Raw genomic sequence first — 19281 nt, 5'->3', positions numbered from 1 at the left:
GTTCCCCATTGAATTCTTCTTTGGCTATTTGCTGCCTAGACTTTTGCCGCCTTGGCGGTTCGGAAACACTCTTGCACAGCGGGCATGACAAAGGCCTTCCGATAGATGCTCGGAAGGCCCTAACTGTGGATAATTTTTCGACTGTGGATAACTGTTAGCAGCTAGCTATACCAAGAGATGAGAAGCTATAAAAGCTACGGCAGTCGTAGGTCAGGCTTATCCAGTTCCTCGATATTGACGTCCTTGAAAGTGATGACGCGCACGTAGCGGACAAATCGTGCCGGGCGGTGGACATCCCACACCCAGGCGTCCGACATCCGCAGCTCGAAGTAGACCTCGTTTTCGCTGTTGTGCGGGATTAGCTCCACAGCGTTGGCAAGGTAGAACCTACGCTCCGTCTCAACAACGTAGGAAAACTGACTAACGACATCGCGGAACTCCTTGTACAGAGATAGTTCAACGTCGGCCTCGTAGTTTTCTAGATCTTCTGCGCTCACGACCGCGACGGCTCCTTCGAGTGTTTACATGTTGCTCTTTTTGTACATGTTGGTCTATTCGGGGTGCTCAAGATACTCCGCGTGCGCCAAGCGCACATTGCGGTATGACCACCGATGTTCCGGGGTCGCGCCATGGCGTGAAATCGCTTCCATATGCGATGCCGTGCCGTAGCCCTTATGCCCCGCCAGACCATAGTCCGGATACTTCTCCGATAGGTCAACCATAATGCGGTCGCGGGTGACTTTGGCTAAGACACTCGCAGCAGCAATACATCGGCAAGCGGAATCACCGCCAATCACGGGCAAATAGGGTGCCGTGAAGCCAGAAACCTTGAGTGCGTCGGTAAGCACGTAGCCAGGACGCTGCCCCAACCCGGCTACCGCGCGGCGCATTCCAGTGACATTCGCGTCCTGGATGCCGAATTGGTCGATGTAGGACGCGGGGATCGTCGTCACGCAAAAAGCGGTGGCGAAGCGTTGGATGAGCGGAAAGAGCCGTTCGCGTGCGGCCGGCGTGAGCTTTTTAGAATCGGTGAGCTTATCCAGTTCTGCGATAGGGCGTTCGGGAAGGCAGCAGGCGGCGATAACTATCGGGCCTGCACAGGCGCCGCGGCCAGCTTCGTCGACCCCAGCTACAGGTCCAAAGCCGCGCTTTGCCAGCGCGACTTCCATCGTGCGCGCCTGCTTCAACCTCCGTAGTTTCGGCGCCGGCAGCGCCAGCAGACTGGGCAGGCTAGTTGTGCTGGATTTAGTTGTGCTGGATGTCCGGATCATCGACGCCACCGATTCGGTTAAACGGCAGAATGATTGCCTGCACCTTGCCGACGACGTTATCCAGCGGCACAGTACCCTGCAGCTCGTCACCCATGTGATAGCGAGAGTCCGCAGAGTTGGTGCGGTTGTCGCCCATGACCCACAGATGCCCCTCCGGCACTGTTATCGGCCCGAAGTACGGGCCACCACACTGCTCTGAGCCAAGATTATCCACCACCGGCTTGTCTGCCGGAGTTTTAATGAAATCCTGGTCTGTCATCTTGCCGTCTACCATGATGCCGGGATCTCCTGGGCGGCACTGCACAGTCTGACCACCCGTGGCAATCACACGCTTGACCAACGCATTTTCATCCGGTGCAACAAGGCCAATCCAGGACCCAACCGTCTGCAGCGAGTTCGCCACCGGGTTAGTTGAACGCTGTGACACGTAGTTACTATTCCAGGACTCCGGGCCATTAAAGACAACAACATCGCCGGGCTTGGGATCTGAGAACTGGTAGGAAACCTTATCCACCCAAATGCGGTCACCAGTGCACCCCGCACAACCGTTGAGCGTCGGCTGCATCGACTCAGATGGGATCACGTAGACGCGGCCGATAAAGGACTGCACACCGGCACTGATGAGCAGGGCAATCACGATAATGATTGGAATCTCGATGTACCACGGAGTGTGCTTTTCAGGCTCCTCGTCAAGTTTCCGGAAGCCTTTCAAGCCATCAGTACGGTCTTCTTTTTGGCCGTCAGCCTGTTCGCGCGAATCGTCGTCGGTCATGGAAAAAGACTATACGCGATAGAAAAATCCCCACCGAGCTTAACACTCGATGGGGATTATTTTGCGCCAAAAGACTAGCGGCGCTCCTTGATGCGTGCAGCCTTACCGCGCAGGTTGCGCAGGTAGTACAGCTTCGCACGGCGAACGTCGCCCTTGAAGACAACGCGAATCTCATCGATATTCGGGGAGTGCACCGGGAAGGTACGCTCAACGCCGATACCGAAGGACATCTTGCGGACGGTGAAGGTCTCACGGATGCCGCCGCCCTGGCGACGGATAACGACGCCCTTGAAGACCTGAATACGCTCGGTCTTACCTTCAACAATCTTTACGTCGACCTCGACGGTGTCACCAGCGCGGAACTCCGGAATGTCGTCGCGCAGGTATGCTGCATCAACCTTGTCAAGAATGTTCATGGAAACTTATTCCTTTACTTTTTGCATAGACAGAGGACCCTGGCGGCGCTTTCCCACAGAGGGACGCTCGGCCGGTTCATGCCCGAAACAGGTAAAGCTGCCTATAAAGACAACTTGGGGATTATTACACACCCCCTGGTCAGAAACCAAATTCATCCATGTTCGGCGGGTCTTCGGTGTCGGGTGAATCAGTGTCGGGTGAATCAGTGTCGGGCGAGTCAGTGTCGGGCGAGTCAGTGTCTTCGCCCTTGCGTGCTTCCTCGACCAATTTCTGTGATTGCTCAATCAGCTCTTGGCGGTACTGGTTATATTCTTCCAGTGCCTGCGTCATCCGCAGACCGCGCTTGTCAAAGGTGTAGCGCCCATGTCCGGCGAGCGGCCCATCTTCCATGCTCACCGTCTTTTTGCCCGTGCTTGACGACGTCCAAAGTTCCACACCATCTCGATCCCGTGCAACATTCCACAGCCCAGCCGTTTTCATGTTGTGGTGTCGGCGACAGAGGCAGTGGAGGTTAGGAGTTTCTGTTGCCCCACCCTCGGCTGGGTTTTCCTTGTTGTAGGGCTCGATATGGTCAATGTCGCAGAATTCCGCTGGGACATCGCAGCCGGGGAAGCGGCATGTCCCGTCAAGGCCTTGGATGTACGCCCGCTGACTTTCGGTTGGGGTGTAGCCCTCCGCAGATTCGTCGGCAAGCAAGCGGATATGCGTAACCTTGTCAATCCACGCCTGCGTTGCCAACTGCGAAATCCACCCCACACCACCAAGCCAAGCCGTGCGCGGGCGTTCCTCGGTGGCGGGACAGTACAGGTTGAGAACGACCTTCGCCTCCGCGGTGCCACGGATGAGATGCGTTAGAGCTTCGACACGGGTACAGCCCGCCGAGGTTGAGATAGCTTGGAGAGTGGTCTTGAATTCGAGAGCGCGGGTCTTTTCCAGCTCCATGAAAACTTCCGCGAAGTTGTCGCCTTCTTCAAAACCGATGCTCTCCCCCACTATCTCGCGCTCACCGGCGGGAAGTAGCGGGTCAACGTCCCCCGGAAGATTTTTCGGACGCAGCTGGGGTTCAATTTGCTCGATTACCTGTTGCAAGAACTTGTGCAGACTACGAATTCCTCGGAGAACTTCACCTTGTCTGCGAGGAATAACAAAGCGCGCAATCTCTTCCTCTACGACCTCGCGCACCTCTGGGTTTTGCAGCGGCGCCGTTGCGCGGGCGATGGTGAGCAGATGCCGAAAAGGCAAGTGAGCACGAGCCTTGACGAAAGCACCCAGGCGAGGCATGAGGGCTAGCTGGATGCCGACCTCCACATACTCCAACGCTTTACCGCGGGCAATCCCCAGCTCAGGTGCAATCTCAGCAATGTAGGCATCCACATCTATTTCAAGCGACTGAGGCGCACAGCTCAAAGAAATATCCAGCTCTAGGCGATTGCGTTGAATCCCCGCTACGGCCAACGGATTAGTGGATGCCTCATGGAAAAACTGCGGCGCTTCAGGCAGCAAAGCCGCTTCGTACACATCGGACGGTCGGTTGGCTGGACTAATTTGATTAGACATTGTTCCCCCAAAAGCCCCAACACCGAGAAAACATGCTCAAACACTTCATGTTCTTGCTACCCCTATTTTAGCACTCCCGTTCGATTACGCAACCCTTTTTTGACAACTTTTATCGCACTTCTTTTCGGCCTTATTGTTCGAGGCGAACCATGCATTACCAAGGCGCACGAGCAACGTGCATCACCAACGTGCAATACCGCCCCACCTCAACTGCTAAAATTGTCTCCATGCCGCAGATTCCACGCTTTGACCCCTGGATTGTTCGAGGAACAATCATCGCCCCGTGTGTACTGGCCATTGCACAGCTTCTGTGGGTGATTGCTATTTCCGAGCGACTACCGGAACAAATAGCAACGCATTGGAGCGGTAACGACGCTCCCGACGGTTTCATGCCGCCAATTCAAAGCACCTTGATTACGGCCATCATCGTCATCGCATGTGCACAGATCGGTTGGCTCGGTGCCAAGACCAGTACGCCGCTTGTCGTACGCAAGCCAATTGCAGTAACCAATCTCGCCCTCTGCGGCTTCTTAATCGGTGTTGAATTCGCGATTATCATCCCGCAAATCGGCACGACGGACCCTATGACCGCCCGAATCGGCTGGTTTTATGCAATCGCCGGTGTCGTCATCGGTCTAGCAGCTGCCCTGTTCGTGGCGCGCCGCCTCAAGGACTACTCTTCGCTTACCGACGCCACGGTCACCGAACCTGCATCGCCAGAGTTGCCCCATCGAGAAGGAGACCCGACTCCCATCGATGTCAGCGTGACTATCTCTAATGGCGTCAAGGCTGCCCTCGCAGTCTGGTGCACAGTGTCTATAGTGCTCGCAATATTCCTTCCGATCCTTGGCATCATTTTTCTCCTGTGCACGCCGCTATTCCTCATTGCATATGAGACCGGCATGACACTAGATACCGACCCAAAGACAGATTCCATCACTATTTTTAACGGTTGCGGACCATTGAAGATGAAGCACCGCATCGAGCTTCGAACCGTTAAGTACGCGGCACCGGCGAAATATAACTGGGCCGACGGTGGCGGTATTGGGCTTCGACTTGGCAATGATGGCCGCATCACCGTGGCGGCACGGTCAGGCGAGGCAGTCAAGATTGAGACCTCAGGGTCCGATTACACCATCGTCGTACCGGATGGAATGGCTGCGACTGTCGCGGGAGAGATCAACAGCCGCATCGACGCTATGCGCTAATAGGCTATGCGCTAACAGCTCAAGCGCTAAAAGCCTGCCCTGCGCAGCGCGTCAGCCATGGAACCGCCCTGCTTCTTGTTCTGGGAACCGCGCTTGCGCCCCTTACCGTGACCATCACCACGACGACCATCTCCATGACCTTCACGGCGACCGTCGCCACGCTTTGGCTTGGCATCCGAGGTGTCGTCGTCAAGCCTGAGCGATAGACCGATACGGTTGCGTTCAACGTCAACGTCGAGAACCTTCACTTTGACCACCTCGCCCGAGCGGACGACCTCATGTGGGTCGGAGACGAAACCGCGCGCCATGTTGGAGACGTGAACGAGGCCGTCCTGATGGACTCCGACGTCGACGAAGGCGCCGAAGGCCGCGACGTTGGTGACCGTGCCCTCGAGGATCATGCCGGGCTTAAGGTCGGAGACCTTCTCCACGCCCTCCTTAAAGGTGGCGGTGACAAACTCGGGACGTGGATCGCGGCCAGGCTTGTCCAACTCAGCCAAGATGTCCTGGACGGTGGGCAGACCGATGCCGGCGGAGTCGTCGACGAAGTCTTCGGCACGCAGCTTGGACAGGACGCGGGAGTTGCCGATGAGCTCCTGGACGCTGACGCCAGCCGACGCTGCGATAGCGTCGACGACGCGGTAGGACTCGGGGTGAACTGCAGAGGCATCCAGCGGGTTGGTAGCGCCGTGAATGCGCAGGAAGCCGGCGCATTGTTCGAAGGCCTTGGGGCCGAGACGCGGAACCTTCAACAGTTCCTTTCGGGAGGTAAAGGCGCCGTTTTCGTCTCGGTATGCGACGATATTGTCCGCAACGGTCGAGGACACGCCAGCAACGCGACCGAGGAGCGGCGCGGAGGCGGTATTGACCTCCACGCCGACAGCATTCACGGCATCTTCAACCACGGCATCGAGAGAGTGCTCGAGCTTGGTCTGGGAAACGTCGTGCTGGTACTGACCGACACCGATGGACTTCGGATCGATTTTGACGAGCTCGGCAAGCGGATCCTGCAGGCGGCGGGCAATCGACACGGCACCGCGCAACGAAACATCCATGTCCGGGAACTCGGCTGCTGCCAGGGACGATGCGGAGTACACGGAAGCACCGGCCTCAGAGACCACCACTGGGGTCGGCTTCTTGCCGCCGGCCTGAGCGATCAGGTCGGCGATTTCCCGGGCCAGGGTTTCGGTCTCGCGGGAAGCGGTGCCGTTGCCGATGGCCATGAGCTCCACGCGGTGAGTGGCGCAGACAGTGGCCAGCTGCTCCTTGGCGCCAGACCAGTCATTGCGCGGCTGGTGCGGGTAGACGATGGCAGTGTCGAGCACCTTGCCGGTGGAGTCGACAACGGCGCACTTCACACCATTGCGGTATCCCGGATCCAGGCCGAGAGTGGCGCGCTGACCAGCAGGGGCAGCCAGCAGCAGGTCGCGCAGGTTACGGGCGAAGACATCCACAGCTTCAGCCTCGGCGCGCTCCTTCAGTCGAGTGCGGGCATCGAGGGCAGCGGAAACCTCCAACTTGGTACGCCAGCCGAAACGAACGGCCTGGTCAATCCACTTGGAGGCACCGCCGTCGGGAAGCTCAAAGGCCTCACGAATCATGTGTTCGTAGGTCTCATCTTCACCCGCATCGATGTTGAGAGTCAGGATGCCCTCGGCCTCTCCACGCAGCACGGCCAGCACACGGTGGCTGGGCATGGTCTCCAGCGGTTCGTTGTGCTCGAAGTAGTCGCGGTACTTCGCGCCCGCAGTCTCCTTGCCCTCCACCACGGCAGCGGCGGCGGAACCGGAAGACCACACCTGCTCACGGACAGAGCCCACCAAATCAGCATCAGTAGCGAAGCGATCGACCAAAATGGCACGGGCACCGGTCAGAGCGTCCTTCGCATCCTTACCAGCTGCCTCGCCATATTTAGTGGCCAGAGCCTCAGGGTCCGCGGCGGGGTCGGCCAGTAGCTCCTCCACCAGCGGTTCGTACCCGGCCTCACGCGCAATATCGGCCTTGGTCTTGCGCTTCTTCTTGTACGGCAGGTAGAGATCCTCCAACCGTGCCTTGGTGTCGCAGGCGAGGATGGCGGCCTTGAGGTCGTCGTTAAGCTTTCCCTGCTCTTCGATGGCGGCGAGAATCGTCTGCTTGCGCTCTTCTAGTTCGCGCAGGTAGACGACGCGTTCCTCGATGAAACGCAGCTGTGTGTCATCGAGCCCGCCGGTTACTTCTTTGCGATAGCGGGCGATGAAAGGCACGGTGTTGCCTTCGTCGAGAAGCTTGATAGCGGCGGCGACGGCACTTTCGGCAATGTCCGCACCAGTGGCGGCGAGTTCTCGGGCAATTACTGATGAAATCACCCGGGCAACTTTACTATCGTGGAAGTACCAATTGGCGAACGCCCCACAGAAGGCTCGCAGTTAACACCGGAAAAGGAGCCCCATGAAGCAGAAACTCTGTGCCGAATACCTGCGCATTTCCGATGAGGAGGCAGCACGGTTAGTTGAGGTCGCAGCACCTGCGGCGACCAGCGACGGCGGCACGGCGGGGCTTGTTAACGACGGCGCGGAGAAGATTATCCTGCAGCACTTCGTCGACGTTCCGGACGAAGATGCCCTGGACATCGACACCGACTGGGAGTCCCTGCTTCGCACGTTGACCGGTAATCCCATCGACGGCCAGGCGCTCGGCGACCCGCTGGCGGAGGCCATCCTCGGCGCCGACCGCGTCTGCCGCAAGCCGCTGTCCGCGGTCATCCGCGCCGATCGCGTCGGCGACGTGCACCAGACGCTGGCAAGCATCGACTTAGACGCCCGTATCACGGACAATGGTTCGCTTATCGACGAAGCCACTGCGACGCAGCGCTACCGCGAACTCTTAGCTTTCTATGAGGAGACTAAAGCAGCGCGTAGCGCCGTGCTCGTGGCCATCTCCTAAGAACCAACAACGCAACTGCCAAGCCGATAACTCCGGCGATAAGTCCGCCGATAACATCGGTGAGCCAGTGCGCCCCGACCCACACGCGTGATAGTGCCACGGCACCGATAAGCGCGACGATGGCCAGGTCAAGCAGCTTGCGGGCTGTGCGCCGCAATACGGGGATGGCAAGCTGCATCGCGGCCATGCCGCTGGAGGTAACCGCTGCCACATGTGCAGAAGGAAACGCTGCATCGTGCAGGTTGACCAGCGAGAACTCCTCGCCCGGTCGGTCGCGGTCCAAAAACCACTTCATGGCATAAGTCACCGCAATCGACGAACCGAATGACGCTGGCAGTAGCAACGCCCACGCACGGAAGCGGAACCACAGGAGTGCCGCAGCAACAAGCGTGACCGGCGCGACGTAAATCGGCCGGATAATCTCGCTCAAAGTCAGCATCAAACTATCGACGCGGCCATTCCGTGCCCCATGCAGGTCACTGACCCAGCCTGCAAACGACTGATCTACGCTCCCCGCCAGCTGCGTTTGAGTGAACCACGCCAGTGCCCCTAGGACAGCTAACCAACCAATGACGTGCCGGGGTCGCGCAATTCGAACACGTGCCACTAGCAGTTCTCCTCGGTTACTTCCCCAATGACCTCTTGAATTATTTCCTGGTCACGGACGCTGAGGTCGACGTCGGCAAGCAAATCCGGACGACGTTCGGCCGTACGAATGAGTGACTGATCGCGCCGCCAACGGTCCACCAGCGCGTGATTGCCGCTGAGGAGAACGTCCGGCACTTCTAGTCCACGCCACTCGCGCGGCTTTGTGTAGGACGGCCCTTCGAGCAGACCGTCAGAGAAAGAGTCCTCCTCGTGGCTCTTGCGGTTGCCCAACACACCTGGGATTAACCGCACGACGGACTCCGCAATCACCAGCACCGCCACCTCCCCGCCGATCAGCACATAGTCCCCAATAGAGACCTCACGCACGCGATAACGATTAGCGGCATCATCAATAACGCGCTGGTCAATGCCCTCGTAGCGCCCGCACGCGAACACAATGTGCTCCTCGTGTGAGAACTCCTGCGCCATCTGCTGCGTAAACGGCTCGCCCGCCGGGGTCGGGACAATCAGCAGGGGCTTCGCTGAATCTTCTTCACTTAACGACGGCACTTCCGCTGCAGCATAGGAAGATTCCTCGGCCAGACCCAGTTTCTGATCATGGCGGACATTGTCCGAATGCGGCACAGCGGATGTCAACGACTGCTCCACTTTCAGCGTCGCGATCTCGTCGAGGGCGGGACCCCAGACATCCGGCTTCATAACCATGCCGGGGCCACCGCCGTAGGGCGAGTCATCCACGGCTTGGTGTACACCTGGCGCCCAGTCGCGCAGGTTGTGCACTCCGACGCTCAAAATGCCCTGTTCGATTGCCTTGCCCAGCAGCGCATGACGCAGTGGCTCGAGGTACTCCGGGAAGATTGTGACTACATCGAGACGTAAGCTCACAGCTCCAACAGTCCTTCCGGCGGCGTGATGGTGACGGTTGAGTTCTCAAGGTCTACTTCCGGAACGATTTCCTCTACCAGAGGAATAAGTACCTCCCGGCCGCCTCCGTCAAGCGTGACTTCAAGGAGACGGTGAGCGGGAGCACGGACGATAGAAGTGACCTCGCCGATATCGGTGCCGTTGCGGACAACGCGCAGGCCTTCGAGTTCAAAGTCATAAAAACCCTCGTCTTCGAAGACGGGTTCGGCATAAAACTTCATGCCCCGATAACGCTCGGCCTCATTGCGGCCCGGAATCTCCTCGAAGCGAACCAGCAGACGGCCCTGGTGCGGACGCGCCGTTTTCACAGTCAGCTGTTCTTCACGGCCCGCCTGTACACCCAACAGCGTGGTTCCGACTGCGAAACGCCCTTCCGGGTCATCCGTTGTTGCATCAACGACGACTTCCCCGCGCACACCGTGGGGCTTAATCACTCGGCCAATAAGCACCATGTCAGCTACCGACACGCGCACACTCCCTCTCTTATAAAGGCTCTGTAAAACACCCGCATAAAGCAAAAAGGCGCCACCCAACACTTCGTCTTGAAGTATAAGGTAGCGCCCGGATTAGCTAAGCGGCGTACTCAGCGTCCTTATTACTCGGCGTCCTCGGAAGCCTCGGACTCAGCAGCCTCAGCCTCGGCAGCCTTTGCGGCCTCCTCAGCTTCCTTAGCAGCCTTAGCTGCTTCCTTGGCCTCGCGGCGCTTAGCGGTGATGGCCTCCGCGGACGGGCCATTGTTGGCCTCTTCCAGAGCCTTGTTGAACAGCTCGAGCTTGGTCGGCTTCGGCTCAGCAACCTTCAGAGTGCCCTCAGCACCCTCGAGGCCCTTGAACTTCTGCCAGTCGCCGGTGACCTTCAGAAGAGCCAGAACCGGCTCGGTCGGCTGTGCACCGACGCCCAGCCAGTACTGAACGCGCTCGGAGTCAATCTTGATGATCGACGGCTCTTCCTTCGGCTGGTAGATACCCAGGTTCTCGATGACCGCACCGTTGCGGCGGGTACGAGCATCAGCAACGACAACGCGGTATTGAGCAGTACGAATCTTACCCAGGCGCTGCAGCTTAATCTTGACTGCCATGAGGAGTTCCTCTTTCTTCTATGTCACTGGACAATACTTATGCATCCAAGCTCACCAGTAATTACTAACGAGGTGCCTTGAACCGGTTTTGCCCTTGGGATATTTACACTGCGCGTGACCACCGGGCGGCCGTGGCCGGATCCGATGAATTCGCAGTCGTGCCTCAGCTGAGGATTCTCATTGAGGCAACTCGAGGTATGTTACCAGCAGTTTTGGAAATTAACAAAACTGCGCACTCGAAACTCTGCATACCCACTAAAGCTGAACGTCGTTGACAGTGCGGTAACGTAACATTCTATGAAAACCACCGGCACCCAGTATAGGTATGACTTGGACGGACTACGGGGCATTTCAATTGCCCTCGTAGTCCTTTTCCACGTTTACGTCGGTCGCGTTTCCGGTGGTGTGGACGTATTCCTCTTGCTCTCCGGGTTTTTCTTCTTCGGCGCGCAGTACCGCAATGCCATCAATCCCCGGCAGTCCATCAATCCGTGGTGGAGCATCTGGCGCACGCTGCGTCGCCTAATCCCGACACTGGTGCTGGTCCTCTTCGCGACAACCCTGTTTGTCATTTACTTCATTCCATCGCTTCGCACCATTGACATTGCCCAGCAACTCCGCGCCAGCCTGCTCTACTACCAAAATTATGAACTGGCACTCCAGGGCTCGGACTACGCTGCCGCAGAGAGCGAAACTTCCCCACTGCAGCACCTGTGGTCAATGTCGGTGCAGGGTCAGTTTTACCTCGGCTCAATCTTGCTCATCTCCCTACTCGCCTGGATGACGCGCTCATCCCGGATTGTCGGGACTGTCACCTCACCAGTGGAGGCGAAGCGTACCGACGCTACTGGCGGTAGACTCCGCCGAATCCTCACCCCGTTGCTGGCAGTTATCACTCTCGGCTCGCTTGCCTATGCCTTCTATATGCACTCCGAGAACCAGGGGTGGAACTACTACTCCACTGTCAGCCGCCTCTGGGAACTCTGCCTCGGCGCACTACTCGGACTGATTCTTGTCCGGGGCTCCATCCCCATGCCCACGCCTCTACGAGTGCTGTTAGCAGGCATCGGCCTCGCACTGGTGGTCTCCACCGGTTTCATCTTCGACGGTGCCGCACAGTTCCCAGGCCCTTGGACACTATGGCCCCTCGGAGGTGCTGCGCTGATTATTATCGCTGGCCCCGAGGCGGGTTGGATCTCCAAGTTCCTGGCCAGCCGCCCAATGCGCGAGATAGGCCAGAGCGCCTACGCGCTCTACCTGTGGCACTGGCCTCTTCTCATCCTGGCCATAAACTACCTCAACCGCGATACTCCGGGGTTGAAGCTTGGCACCGCAGTGATTGTCGTTTCCTTCATTTTGGCCAAGCTCACCAACAAGTATGTCGAGCTGCCACTGGCTCAATCGACTCGCCGACCGACCCGGACTCAGCCCGTCGTCGGCGATGCAATCCACGCAATTAAGCATCGTCACCCGGCTCGTCGCCAAGCGGTAGCCGGCGCTGTTGTAATCATTGCGTTGGTTGGCATGACCAGCCTTGTCAACGTGCAGCAGCTGCGCGTCAATCGTGCCTCTGCCACCAGCCTAGATCCAATGGTCTATCCAGGTGCGCTCGCGCTTACCGACGGGTACGAGGTGCCGAAGGCAGCCACAAAGCCGAATACCGATTTCATCACTGACCTCTGGCCGGAACCCGCCCTCGATGGTTGCCTTGTGACAGGCGGCGAAGACGTCGGGTATTTCCCGCCGAATCGCCGTTGGCGCGATGAGACCCAACCGTGTGTTTACGGTGACCCGGATGCTAGTGAATCGATTGTCATCATCGGGGGCTCGCACATGGAACACTGGTTCGCCCCAATTGATGCCTACGGCAAGAAGCACGGTTACCGAGTGGTCGTTCTCCTTCGACAGGGCTGTCCAGCGACTTTAGAACCAATCCACGGAGTCGGCGACATCTGCGTGCCCTGGACTTTCGAGGCACTGCAGAAAATTGACGAGGTTCAGCCAGAGATGGTTTTCACCACCTCGACCAGGCCCTTATTCCAGGCGGACCCACCGCAGCCCGGCGACTATACGCCGGATGGCTATGTCTCGTTTTTCACTGCTCTACAAGAACGCGAAATTGATTTCTTCGCAATCCGCGATAACCCGTGGGCGCTACGGGAGGACTTGAGTCAGTTCTCCCCAAGCGTGTGCGACGAAGCGAACGAAGATTGCACCATCCACCGCAAAACTGCTCTAAATGCAGAAAATCCCGCTGAGGAAATTCTTGCAAACTTCCCCAACGGGCACAGTCTAGATTTTTCCGACATCTTCTGTGGCCCGACTACCTGCCGCAATGTTATCGGTAATATCTACGTCTACCGCGACAGCAATCACATCACCGATGAACTAGCGGCCACCTTCAGTGCCGAAATGGGCCGCCAGATCCAGGAGAGCCTGCGGGGCTAGCTACTTCTTGCCCCAGCTACTTCTTGCCCTGCCCGAAGTCGAGATTATTGAGGTCAAAGCCCTCCATGCCTTCTGGCAGCTGGTTGCCCATCTGCTTCTGTAGCTTCTGCAGCTCGGCCATGCTAGGCATCCCCGGCATGCCCTGCATACCGGGCATTCCGCCACCGCGCATTGCCTTCGGCGGCGTCGGGCCGCGGTTAGCGCCCTTGCGCTTATTCTTGCCCTTGCCCTTTCGGCCACGCTTGGCCTTGCGGTTCGATGGGCGGCCACCGCCCATACCGAAACGACCGGCCATCTGAGCCATCATCTTGCGTGCCTCATTGAAGCGCTCGATGAGCTGGTTAACCTCCGAAACAGACACACCGGAACCGTTGGCGATACGACGACGTCGTGAAGCGTTCAGAATCTTCGGATTCTCGCGCTCTTCCGGAGTCATACCGCGGATAATCGCCTCGATGCGGTCAAGCTGCTTTTCATCGACCATTTCCGCGGCCTTGGACATTTCCGCGCCGCCGGGGAGCATCTTGAGGATGTTGCCGATTGGGCCCATCTTGCGGACCATCATCATCTGCTCGAGGAAGTCCTCGAGAGTCAACTCGCCCGAACCAATCTTCTGGGCAGACTTTGCAGCCTGCTCATGATCAATTTCCTTGGAAGCGACCTCAACCAACGTCTTCAGGTCACCCATGCCCAGGATGCGGCTGGCCATGCGGTCTGGGTGGAAGACGTCAAAGTCCTCCAACTTCTCGCCCGTGGAGGCGAACAGAATCGGCTTACCTGTGACCTCACGGATAGACAGTGCAGCGCCACCGCGCGCGTCGCCATCGAGCTTGGTCAGTACAACACCGGTGAAGTCAACGCCATCTCGGAAGGCCTTGGCGGTCTCTACCGCGTCCTGACCAATCATGGAGTCGATGACAAACAGAACTTCATGCGGGTTGATGGCATCGCGAATATCGCGGGCTTGCTTCATCAGAACCTCATCGATACCCAGGCGACCTGCGGTATCGATAATCACCACATCGTGGCGATGCTGGCGAGCATAAGCGAGGCCACGGAACGCGGCGTCAACTGGGTTGTCCTCGCTGGTGCCCATTTCATGGGTGGAATCGAGGCTGGTGCCCGGGAACGGTGCGAAGCACGGCACGCCTGCACGCTCAGCCACGATTTCCAGCTGCTGCACCGCACCTGGGCGCTGCAGGTCGCAGGCGACGAGAACTGGGGTGTGCCCCTGATCCGTGAGGTACCTGGCCAATTTACCGGCCAAGGTGGTCTTACCAGCACCCTGCAGACCGGCCAGCATGATAACCGTTGGCGGCTGCTTCGACATATTGAGACGTCGAGTCTCGCCACCGAGGATGTTGATCAGTTCCTCATTGACAACCTCAATGATTTGGTTGGCCGGGTTGACCGTCTGGCTGCCAATAATTTCGTTAGCGCGTTCCTTGATGCGCTTGATGAAGGTACGGACAACCTCAAGGGAGACATCGGCTTCCAGAAGAGCCAGCCGAATCTCGCGGGCGGTGGCGTTAATATCCGCCTCAGTCAGGCGACCCTTCCCGCCCAGCCCCCGCAGGGCACCCGTCAAACGATCGGAAAGAGACTCAAACAAGTTTCCAGCTCCCCTTTTGCCTTATCTTTTCTTAACTGTTCTACCGTACCCGCTGGCTACTCCGTTTGGCACATATCTACAGCTTCGCCTATCGACAACAATTGCATCCCATCCACCCTAAACACCCCGATTCGGGTGTAACCAATAGGAAGTAGAAATCGGCAATAGAGTGAAGCTCTTTTATTCTCGGGAACGTTAAATTACTATTCGTTATTTTAACGTGACAATTAAACACGACCTAAGACAGGGTTGTCCCACTGCATAAAGAACGTTTACACAACCTATCTACCGCCAGGTAGATAACAGACAAGTAACGCCAATAGCCAACTTTTACTAAGGACGATCCTAGTGCACGCCTCCCCCGAAATGGTGCAAACTAAATTGCAAACCGGCAGCATTACAGCAGGTCAAAGTGTGCCACTACACACCTAGAGTTATCCCTATAACTACTTCCAATGCCATGCATATATCAACCAGTTTATGGTTAGCCATGAACCTAGTTAACCGCAGTTGGCCTGGTTTTATTTTCCGCCGTGCACGATGAGGGATGAACGGCGAAATCATATTCATCGGTCTCTGACCGTTTGACTCCTTGGGAGGTTTTCATGAAGAAGTTCACTACGGCTATCGCCGCCACCTTCTCCGCCAGCATGATTGCAAGCGCAGGCATCGCTACTGCACAGATTCCGGCCCCAATGCCGACCGAGTGCCCCGCCGGCCAGCACTTTGAAAACGTCGACGGCACTTTCCAGTGCGTTGCAGACCAGCCTGAGCAGGATTCCGCTGACGGAATTCCGGCCCCAATGCCGGACAAGTGCCCAGACGGCCAGCACTTTGAAAACGTCGGCGGAACCTTCCAGTGCGTCGCGGACAAGGAAGCCCCTAAGCCTGAAACGCCGGGCAACAATGAGTCCCAGCCCGGCAACCTCGGAAACCCAGGTATTTCTGATAAGCAGTGCCCGGAGGGCGAGCACTTCGACATGAGCAAGCCAGTTCCGGGCAACCCGAACGTCTTCGGTGCCTGCGTCAAGGACGAGACGAAGCCGGATACTGACAAGCCAGGCAAGGACAAGCCGGATACTGACAAGCCAGGCAAGGACGGCAAACCGGGCAAAGACGGCAAGGACGGCAAGGATGTCAAGGTAAACGTTGACATCAAGATCTCTGCTGAGTGCAAGAACGAAAACAAGTGCACGAAGGAAGAGAAGAAGGCCAAGGAAAAGGCTGAGAAGAAGGCGTCCGAGTCCAAGAAGACGACCTATTCCGAGAACGTAAAGAAGGTTTCAGACTCCAAGAAGTCTGAGCAGAATAACTCTGAGTCCAAGAAGGCTTCTTCCACTCAGAGCACTGGCCTAGCAGCCACCGGCGTTGACGCCACCACCCTGGGCGGAGCCGCTCTGGTTCTTCTGGTCGGCGGTGTCGCTGCTACCCGCATCGCCCGCAAGAACCGCTAAGAAGCTTAGGGTTCTACCCCGCTAGCGAAACGTAAACTGCTCCTGATGCCAATTCAGCATCGGGAGCATTTTTGCGTGTCATATCTTCGAAACGTTATAACTCCTATAGCTCGAACCATAAACCGCACAGATACCGATTTTTTACCAAACCGCTACGCCCCACCCGCCTTTCGCCACCCCGACACGATTAGGAAGCACCATTCGCCAGCAAAGATGAGCGAAAGCTATAAGACATTAGAAGACTCGGCTCCATTAGCGAAGACAGAAAAGCCCTATGCCGAGTCGACAGTGGCAAGTTCTATAAACGCTCCAACCACAACGGGTGTACACACTCAGCGTTGTAAATATAAGTTCCCACTTTCCTCTACTGAGGTTTGGACGAGTCAACAATTTTGCTTTACCCCCTCCCCAAACCCATGCCACTAAAGACTTTAATTAGTTATTAGAATCAAATGTGTGAACAGTGTTCCCCCTTAAGCCCATTGATTGCAGGGCTTTCCTATAGACATTGTGAGGTTTCCAAATGAAGAAGCTCTCTTCGACCATGGTGGCCGCTGCCGCTTCAGCCGGCATGCTCATCGGCGTTGGCGCCGCCACCGCACAGATTCCTGACCCCGCCCCATCGGAATGCCCCGCCGGTCAACATTTTGAAAATGTTGGCGGTACTTTCCAGTGTGTAGATGACGCGGCAAACCCGGATCCAGGAGGTTCATCGAACGATGGCATCCCACCGGGCGTTGAGGACACCCAGACCTGTCCCGACGGTTCCCCGCGGGATATGAGCAAGATTGACCCGGCAACCGGAGCTTACGGCGCGTGTGGCACTTCAGATGATTCCGGCCCAACTCCGGAGCCTGACGAAGATGCCCCAGAGAATGACGGAATTCCGCCGGGAGTCGATGACACCGCAACGTGCCCCGATGGTTCCCCGCGGGATATGAGCAAGATCGACCCGGCAACCGGAGTCTACGGCTACTGTCCAACTTCCGACGATGAAAACCCAGACGATGACGCACCGGGGGATGATGAAAACCCAGGTGACGAACGGCCTGGGGACGACAAGAATCCTGGGGAGGAAAATCCAGGAGACAAGCCCGACAACCCTAAGAATGACGGTAAGCAAACCGGGACCAAGAACACTGGTCTAGCAGTCACTGGTGTTCAGGCGACTGCCCTCGGCGGTGCGGCTCTCGCACTCCTGGTCGGTGGCGTGGCAGCTACCCGCCTCGCACGCAAGAATTCTAAGGATTCCTAGCACAACTCTCCGCTAGATTCCTAGCCCCTCAACAGTAAAAGCCCCGGAGCCCCGCGTATCCTCTACAGAAATCTACGCGGTGGCTCCGAGGCCTTTACTTTTTGCCGGGAGGGGGCAACGACCGACGCTGTACTCACCAATCAATGGAAAATTCACTCATCGATGTTAGTTACTATTTGCGGCCGCCGAGCAGTGCGTCTACAAAGCTCTCCGGCTCAAACGGCGCCAGGTGGTCAGCACCTTCACCAAGGCCAACCAACTTCACCGGTACACCGAGCTCGTTTTGCACCTGGAATACAATGCCGCCCTTCGCGGTACCGTCCAGCTTGGTCAGAGCAACGCCGGTGATGTCTACAACATCCCGGAAAGTACGAGCCTGCAGCAGACCATTTTGGCCAACCGTCGCGTCCAAAACCAGGATGACTTCATCAACCTGAGCCTTCTTCTCCACCACGCGCTTAATCTTGTCCAGTTGGTCCATCAGTCCGACCTTGGTGTGCAGGCGGCCGGCGGTGTCGATGAGCACCACATCAGCGCCGGACTCGATACCGTGAGCAACTGCCTCAAATGCAATAGAAGCAGGATCCGCGCCTTCAGCGCCACGAACGGTCTCGGCACCGACACGACGGCCCCAGGTTTCCAGCTGATCTGCAGCAGCGGCACGGAAAGTGTCCGCTGCACCGAGAACAACATGGTGGCCACCGGCCACCAGCACACGAGCCAGTTTGCCCGTCGTCGTGGTCTTACCAGTGCCGTTGACACCGACCACCAGAATCACTGCGGGCTTGCCCTCGTGCGGAAGTGCGCGAATGGAGCGATCCATCTCAGGCTTGCACTCCTCAATCAGCACCTCACGCAGCAGGGCGCGTGCCTGTTCTTCCGTGCTCACCTTCTGGCTGGCAATACGCTCACGCAGCTTATCGACGACACGCTGCGTCGCAGCCGCACCGAGGTCAGCCATCACCAGGATGTCCTCGACCTCTTCCCACGCGTCCTCATCAAGGTCACCCGCGCCCAAGATGCCGAGCACAGACTGGCCAATTGCATTCTGCGACCGGGACAGACGACCGCGCAGGCGACCCAGACGTCCCTCAGCCGGGTCAATGGAGTCAATCTGCTGTTCCGCTTCTGGCTCCGGCGTCGGCTCCGGCTCTGGCGTCGGTTCTGGCGTCGGCTCTGGCGTCGGTTCTGGTTCGGGAGTCGGCTCCGGCTCCGGCACCGGTTCAGGAGCAGAAACTACCTCTACCTCAGGCTCTGCTTGGGGCTCTGGTTGTGGTTCCGGCTCGGGCTCTGATTCCTCTTCTCCGGCCGTAGGCAAATCGATTGGGATTTCCCGCATTACGCGGTCGTGATCCCCCTCCATTTCGGTGGGGTTATCGGGAATAGGCAGTTGGCCTTCCGGCTTCAGCAGGGAGCCATCCGTCGACTTATCAACGGGCTCATCTGCCCGCTTTTCAACTGGTTCCGGGACCTGCTTTTCAATGGGCTTTTCCACCGGCTTGGGCATCGGTTTTTCAACCGGCTGCTTCTCACGGGTATCAGTTCCACTACCGGCCGGAGCGAAGTTAAAACCACTAGTGGCCTGGTAATTTCCAGACTTCTCCTGCTGGGTGAGTTCCTTAGTATCTTCCTTCGCAAAGGAAATGCGCTGGTTTTTCCTGCGGACATAGCCCACAACAAAAAGCAGCGCGATAATAACGACAATCGCGACGACAAGGAGTATCCACTGAGTTGGAGTCATAACTCTCATTATG

17 protein-coding genes are annotated in these 19281 nt (G+C 57.5%); 5 read left to right on the top strand and 12 right to left on the bottom strand.

Features of this window, described 5'->3' with window-relative positions; all coding sequences use genetic code 11:
• Window positions 1-194: 194 nt before the first annotated feature.
• The 5 genes from HMPREF2614_RS08200 to HMPREF2614_RS08180 all read right to left on the bottom strand — a co-directional run bounded on the left by HMPREF2614_RS08200 (window position 195) and on the right by HMPREF2614_RS08180 (window position 4017).
• Window positions 195-497, bottom strand: a complete 303-nt coding sequence (locus HMPREF2614_RS08200; protein ID WP_005509529.1) for a DUF2469 domain-containing protein — start codon at window positions 495-497, stop codon at window positions 195-197.
• A 54-nt stretch (window positions 498-551) separates the two neighbouring features.
• Window positions 552-1271: a ribonuclease HII gene (locus tag HMPREF2614_RS08195; protein WP_080972877.1), complete on the bottom strand. Its 720-nt coding sequence runs from the start codon at window positions 1269-1271 to the stop codon at window positions 552-554.
• Window positions 1246-2043 carry a signal peptidase I gene (gene lepB, locus HMPREF2614_RS08190; RefSeq protein ID WP_070560647.1) on the bottom strand — a complete coding sequence of 266 codons (798 nt, stop codon included), beginning with the start codon at window positions 2041-2043 and terminating at the stop codon, window positions 1246-1248. The genes HMPREF2614_RS08195 and lepB overlap by 26 nt, the downstream gene beginning before the upstream one ends.
• A gap of 74 nt (window positions 2044-2117) precedes the next feature.
• Window positions 2118-2459 (bottom strand): 50S ribosomal protein L19, encoded by a 342-nt coding sequence (rplS, locus tag HMPREF2614_RS08185; protein ID WP_038628660.1) that lies wholly within the window; start codon window positions 2457-2459, stop codon window positions 2118-2120.
• 139 nt (window positions 2460-2598) lie between these two features.
• Window positions 2599-4017, bottom strand: a complete 1419-nt coding sequence (locus tag HMPREF2614_RS08180; protein ID WP_070560646.1) for an HNH endonuclease signature motif containing protein — start codon at window positions 4015-4017, stop codon at window positions 2599-2601.
• Window positions 4018-4244: 227 nt separating this feature from the next.
• Here HMPREF2614_RS08180 and HMPREF2614_RS08175 point away from each other — a divergent pair, with 227 nt between their 5' ends.
• Window positions 4245-5225 carry a DUF1648 domain-containing protein gene (locus HMPREF2614_RS08175; protein ID WP_070560656.1) on the top strand — a complete coding sequence of 327 codons (981 nt, stop codon included), beginning with the start codon at window positions 4245-4247 and terminating at the stop codon, window positions 5223-5225.
• 26 nt (window positions 5226-5251) lie between these two features.
• On the opposite strand, the gene HMPREF2614_RS08170 is transcribed toward HMPREF2614_RS08175, so the two are convergent.
• Window positions 5252-7570 (bottom strand): Tex family protein, encoded by a 2319-nt coding sequence (locus HMPREF2614_RS08170; protein WP_038628656.1) that lies wholly within the window; start codon window positions 7568-7570, stop codon window positions 5252-5254.
• A gap of 82 nt (window positions 7571-7652) precedes the next feature.
• Here HMPREF2614_RS08170 and HMPREF2614_RS08165 point away from each other — a divergent pair, with 82 nt between their 5' ends.
• The gene (locus HMPREF2614_RS08165) at window positions 7653-8147 is read left to right on the top strand and encodes a DUF1877 family protein (protein WP_038628654.1); all 495 of its coding nucleotides are present in this window, start codon (window positions 7653-7655) and stop codon (window positions 8145-8147) included.
• On the opposite strand, the gene HMPREF2614_RS08160 is transcribed toward HMPREF2614_RS08165, so the two are convergent.
• From HMPREF2614_RS08160 to rpsP, 4 genes are all read right to left on the bottom strand, one after another.
• Window positions 8107-8754, bottom strand: a complete 648-nt coding sequence (locus HMPREF2614_RS08160; protein WP_038628652.1) for a phosphatase PAP2 family protein — start codon at window positions 8752-8754, stop codon at window positions 8107-8109. The genes HMPREF2614_RS08165 and HMPREF2614_RS08160 overlap by 41 nt on opposite strands.
• Window positions 8754-9641, bottom strand: coding sequence for a tRNA (guanosine(37)-N1)-methyltransferase TrmD (gene trmD, locus HMPREF2614_RS08155; protein WP_038628650.1), 888 nt, complete (start codon window positions 9639-9641; stop codon window positions 8754-8756). The genes HMPREF2614_RS08160 and trmD overlap by 1 nt, the downstream gene beginning before the upstream one ends.
• Window positions 9638-10132 carry a ribosome maturation factor RimM gene (gene rimM, locus HMPREF2614_RS08150; protein WP_038629546.1) on the bottom strand — a complete coding sequence of 165 codons (495 nt, stop codon included), beginning with the start codon at window positions 10130-10132 and terminating at the stop codon, window positions 9638-9640. The genes trmD and rimM overlap by 4 nt, the downstream gene beginning before the upstream one ends.
• A 143-nt stretch (window positions 10133-10275) precedes the next feature.
• A complete protein-coding gene (gene rpsP / locus HMPREF2614_RS08145) occupies window positions 10276-10758 on the bottom strand; it encodes a 30S ribosomal protein S16 (RefSeq protein WP_038628648.1) in 483 nt (160 codons plus the stop codon).
• A 297-nt stretch (window positions 10759-11055) separates the two neighbouring features.
• On the opposite strand from rpsP, the gene HMPREF2614_RS08140 reads away from it, so the two are divergent.
• Window positions 11056-13206 carry an acyltransferase family protein gene (locus HMPREF2614_RS08140; protein ID WP_038628646.1) on the top strand — a complete coding sequence of 717 codons (2151 nt, stop codon included), beginning with the start codon at window positions 11056-11058 and terminating at the stop codon, window positions 13204-13206.
• A gap of 16 nt (window positions 13207-13222) precedes the next feature.
• Here the strand turns inward: HMPREF2614_RS08140 and ffh are convergent, their stop codons facing one another.
• The gene (gene ffh, locus HMPREF2614_RS08135) at window positions 13223-14818 is read right to left on the bottom strand and encodes a signal recognition particle protein (protein WP_038628644.1); all 1596 of its coding nucleotides are present in this window, start codon (window positions 14816-14818) and stop codon (window positions 13223-13225) included.
• 605 nt (window positions 14819-15423) lie between these two features.
• On the opposite strand from ffh, the gene HMPREF2614_RS08130 reads away from it, so the two are divergent.
• Together HMPREF2614_RS08130 and HMPREF2614_RS08125 are read left to right on the top strand one after the other, a co-directional pair.
• On the top strand, window positions 15424-16272 hold the full coding sequence (locus tag HMPREF2614_RS08130; protein ID WP_070560645.1) for a hypothetical protein: 849 nt from the start codon (window positions 15424-15426) through the stop codon (window positions 16270-16272).
• 523 nt (window positions 16273-16795) lie between these two features.
• Complete coding sequence (locus HMPREF2614_RS08125) at window positions 16796-17527, top strand: hypothetical protein (protein WP_038628640.1); 732 nt, start codon at window positions 16796-16798, stop codon at window positions 17525-17527.
• A 172-nt stretch (window positions 17528-17699) separates the two neighbouring features.
• Here the strand turns inward: HMPREF2614_RS08125 and ftsY are convergent, their stop codons facing one another.
• Window positions 17700-19268: a signal recognition particle-docking protein FtsY gene (gene ftsY / locus HMPREF2614_RS08120; protein ID WP_038628638.1), complete on the bottom strand. Its 1569-nt coding sequence runs from the start codon at window positions 19266-19268 to the stop codon at window positions 17700-17702.
• Window positions 19269-19281 lie beyond the last annotated feature (13 nt).

The sequence above is a fragment of the Corynebacterium sp. HMSC074C11 genome (assembly GCF_001809455.1).
In the GTDB taxonomy this organism is placed as follows: domain Bacteria; phylum Actinomycetota; class Actinomycetes; order Mycobacteriales; family Mycobacteriaceae; genus Corynebacterium; species Corynebacterium amycolatum.
The sequence above is the reverse complement of the archived record's forward strand: the minus strand, read 5'-3'. Positions and strand labels throughout refer to the sequence as shown.

Bases quoted from the DNA above. Each gene is read 5' to 3' on its own strand.
- HMPREF2614_RS08195 (WP_080972877.1), bottom strand. From the start codon at position 1,271: ATGATCCGGACATCCAGCACAACTAAATCCAGCACAACTAGCCTGCCC.
- lepB (WP_070560647.1), bottom strand. From the start codon at position 2,043: ATGACCGACGACGATTCGCGCGAACAGGCTGACGGCCAAAAAGAAGAC.
- rplS (WP_038628660.1), bottom strand. From the start codon at position 2,459: ATGAACATTCTTGACAAGGTTGATGCAGCATACCTGCGCGACGACATT.
- HMPREF2614_RS08180 (WP_070560646.1), bottom strand. From the start codon at position 4,017: ATGTCTAATCAAATTAGTCCAGCCAACCGACCGTCCGATGTGTACGAA.
- HMPREF2614_RS08175 (WP_070560656.1), top strand. From the start codon at position 4,245: ATGCCGCAGATTCCACGCTTTGACCCCTGGATTGTTCGAGGAACAATC.
- HMPREF2614_RS08165 (WP_038628654.1), top strand. From the start codon at position 7,653: ATGAAGCAGAAACTCTGTGCCGAATACCTGCGCATTTCCGATGAGGAG.
- rimM (WP_038629546.1), bottom strand. From the start codon at position 10,132: ATGGTGCTTATTGGCCGAGTGATTAAGCCCCACGGTGTGCGCGGGGAA.
- rpsP (WP_038628648.1), bottom strand. From the start codon at position 10,758: ATGGCAGTCAAGATTAAGCTGCAGCGCCTGGGTAAGATTCGTACTGCT.
- HMPREF2614_RS08140 (WP_038628646.1), top strand. From the start codon at position 11,056: ATGAAAACCACCGGCACCCAGTATAGGTATGACTTGGACGGACTACGG.
- HMPREF2614_RS08130 (WP_070560645.1), top strand. From the start codon at position 15,424: ATGAAGAAGTTCACTACGGCTATCGCCGCCACCTTCTCCGCCAGCATG.
- HMPREF2614_RS08125 (WP_038628640.1), top strand. From the start codon at position 16,796: ATGAAGAAGCTCTCTTCGACCATGGTGGCCGCTGCCGCTTCAGCCGGC.
- ftsY (WP_038628638.1), bottom strand. From the start codon at position 19,268: ATGACTCCAACTCAGTGGATACTCCTTGTCGTCGCGATTGTCGTTATT.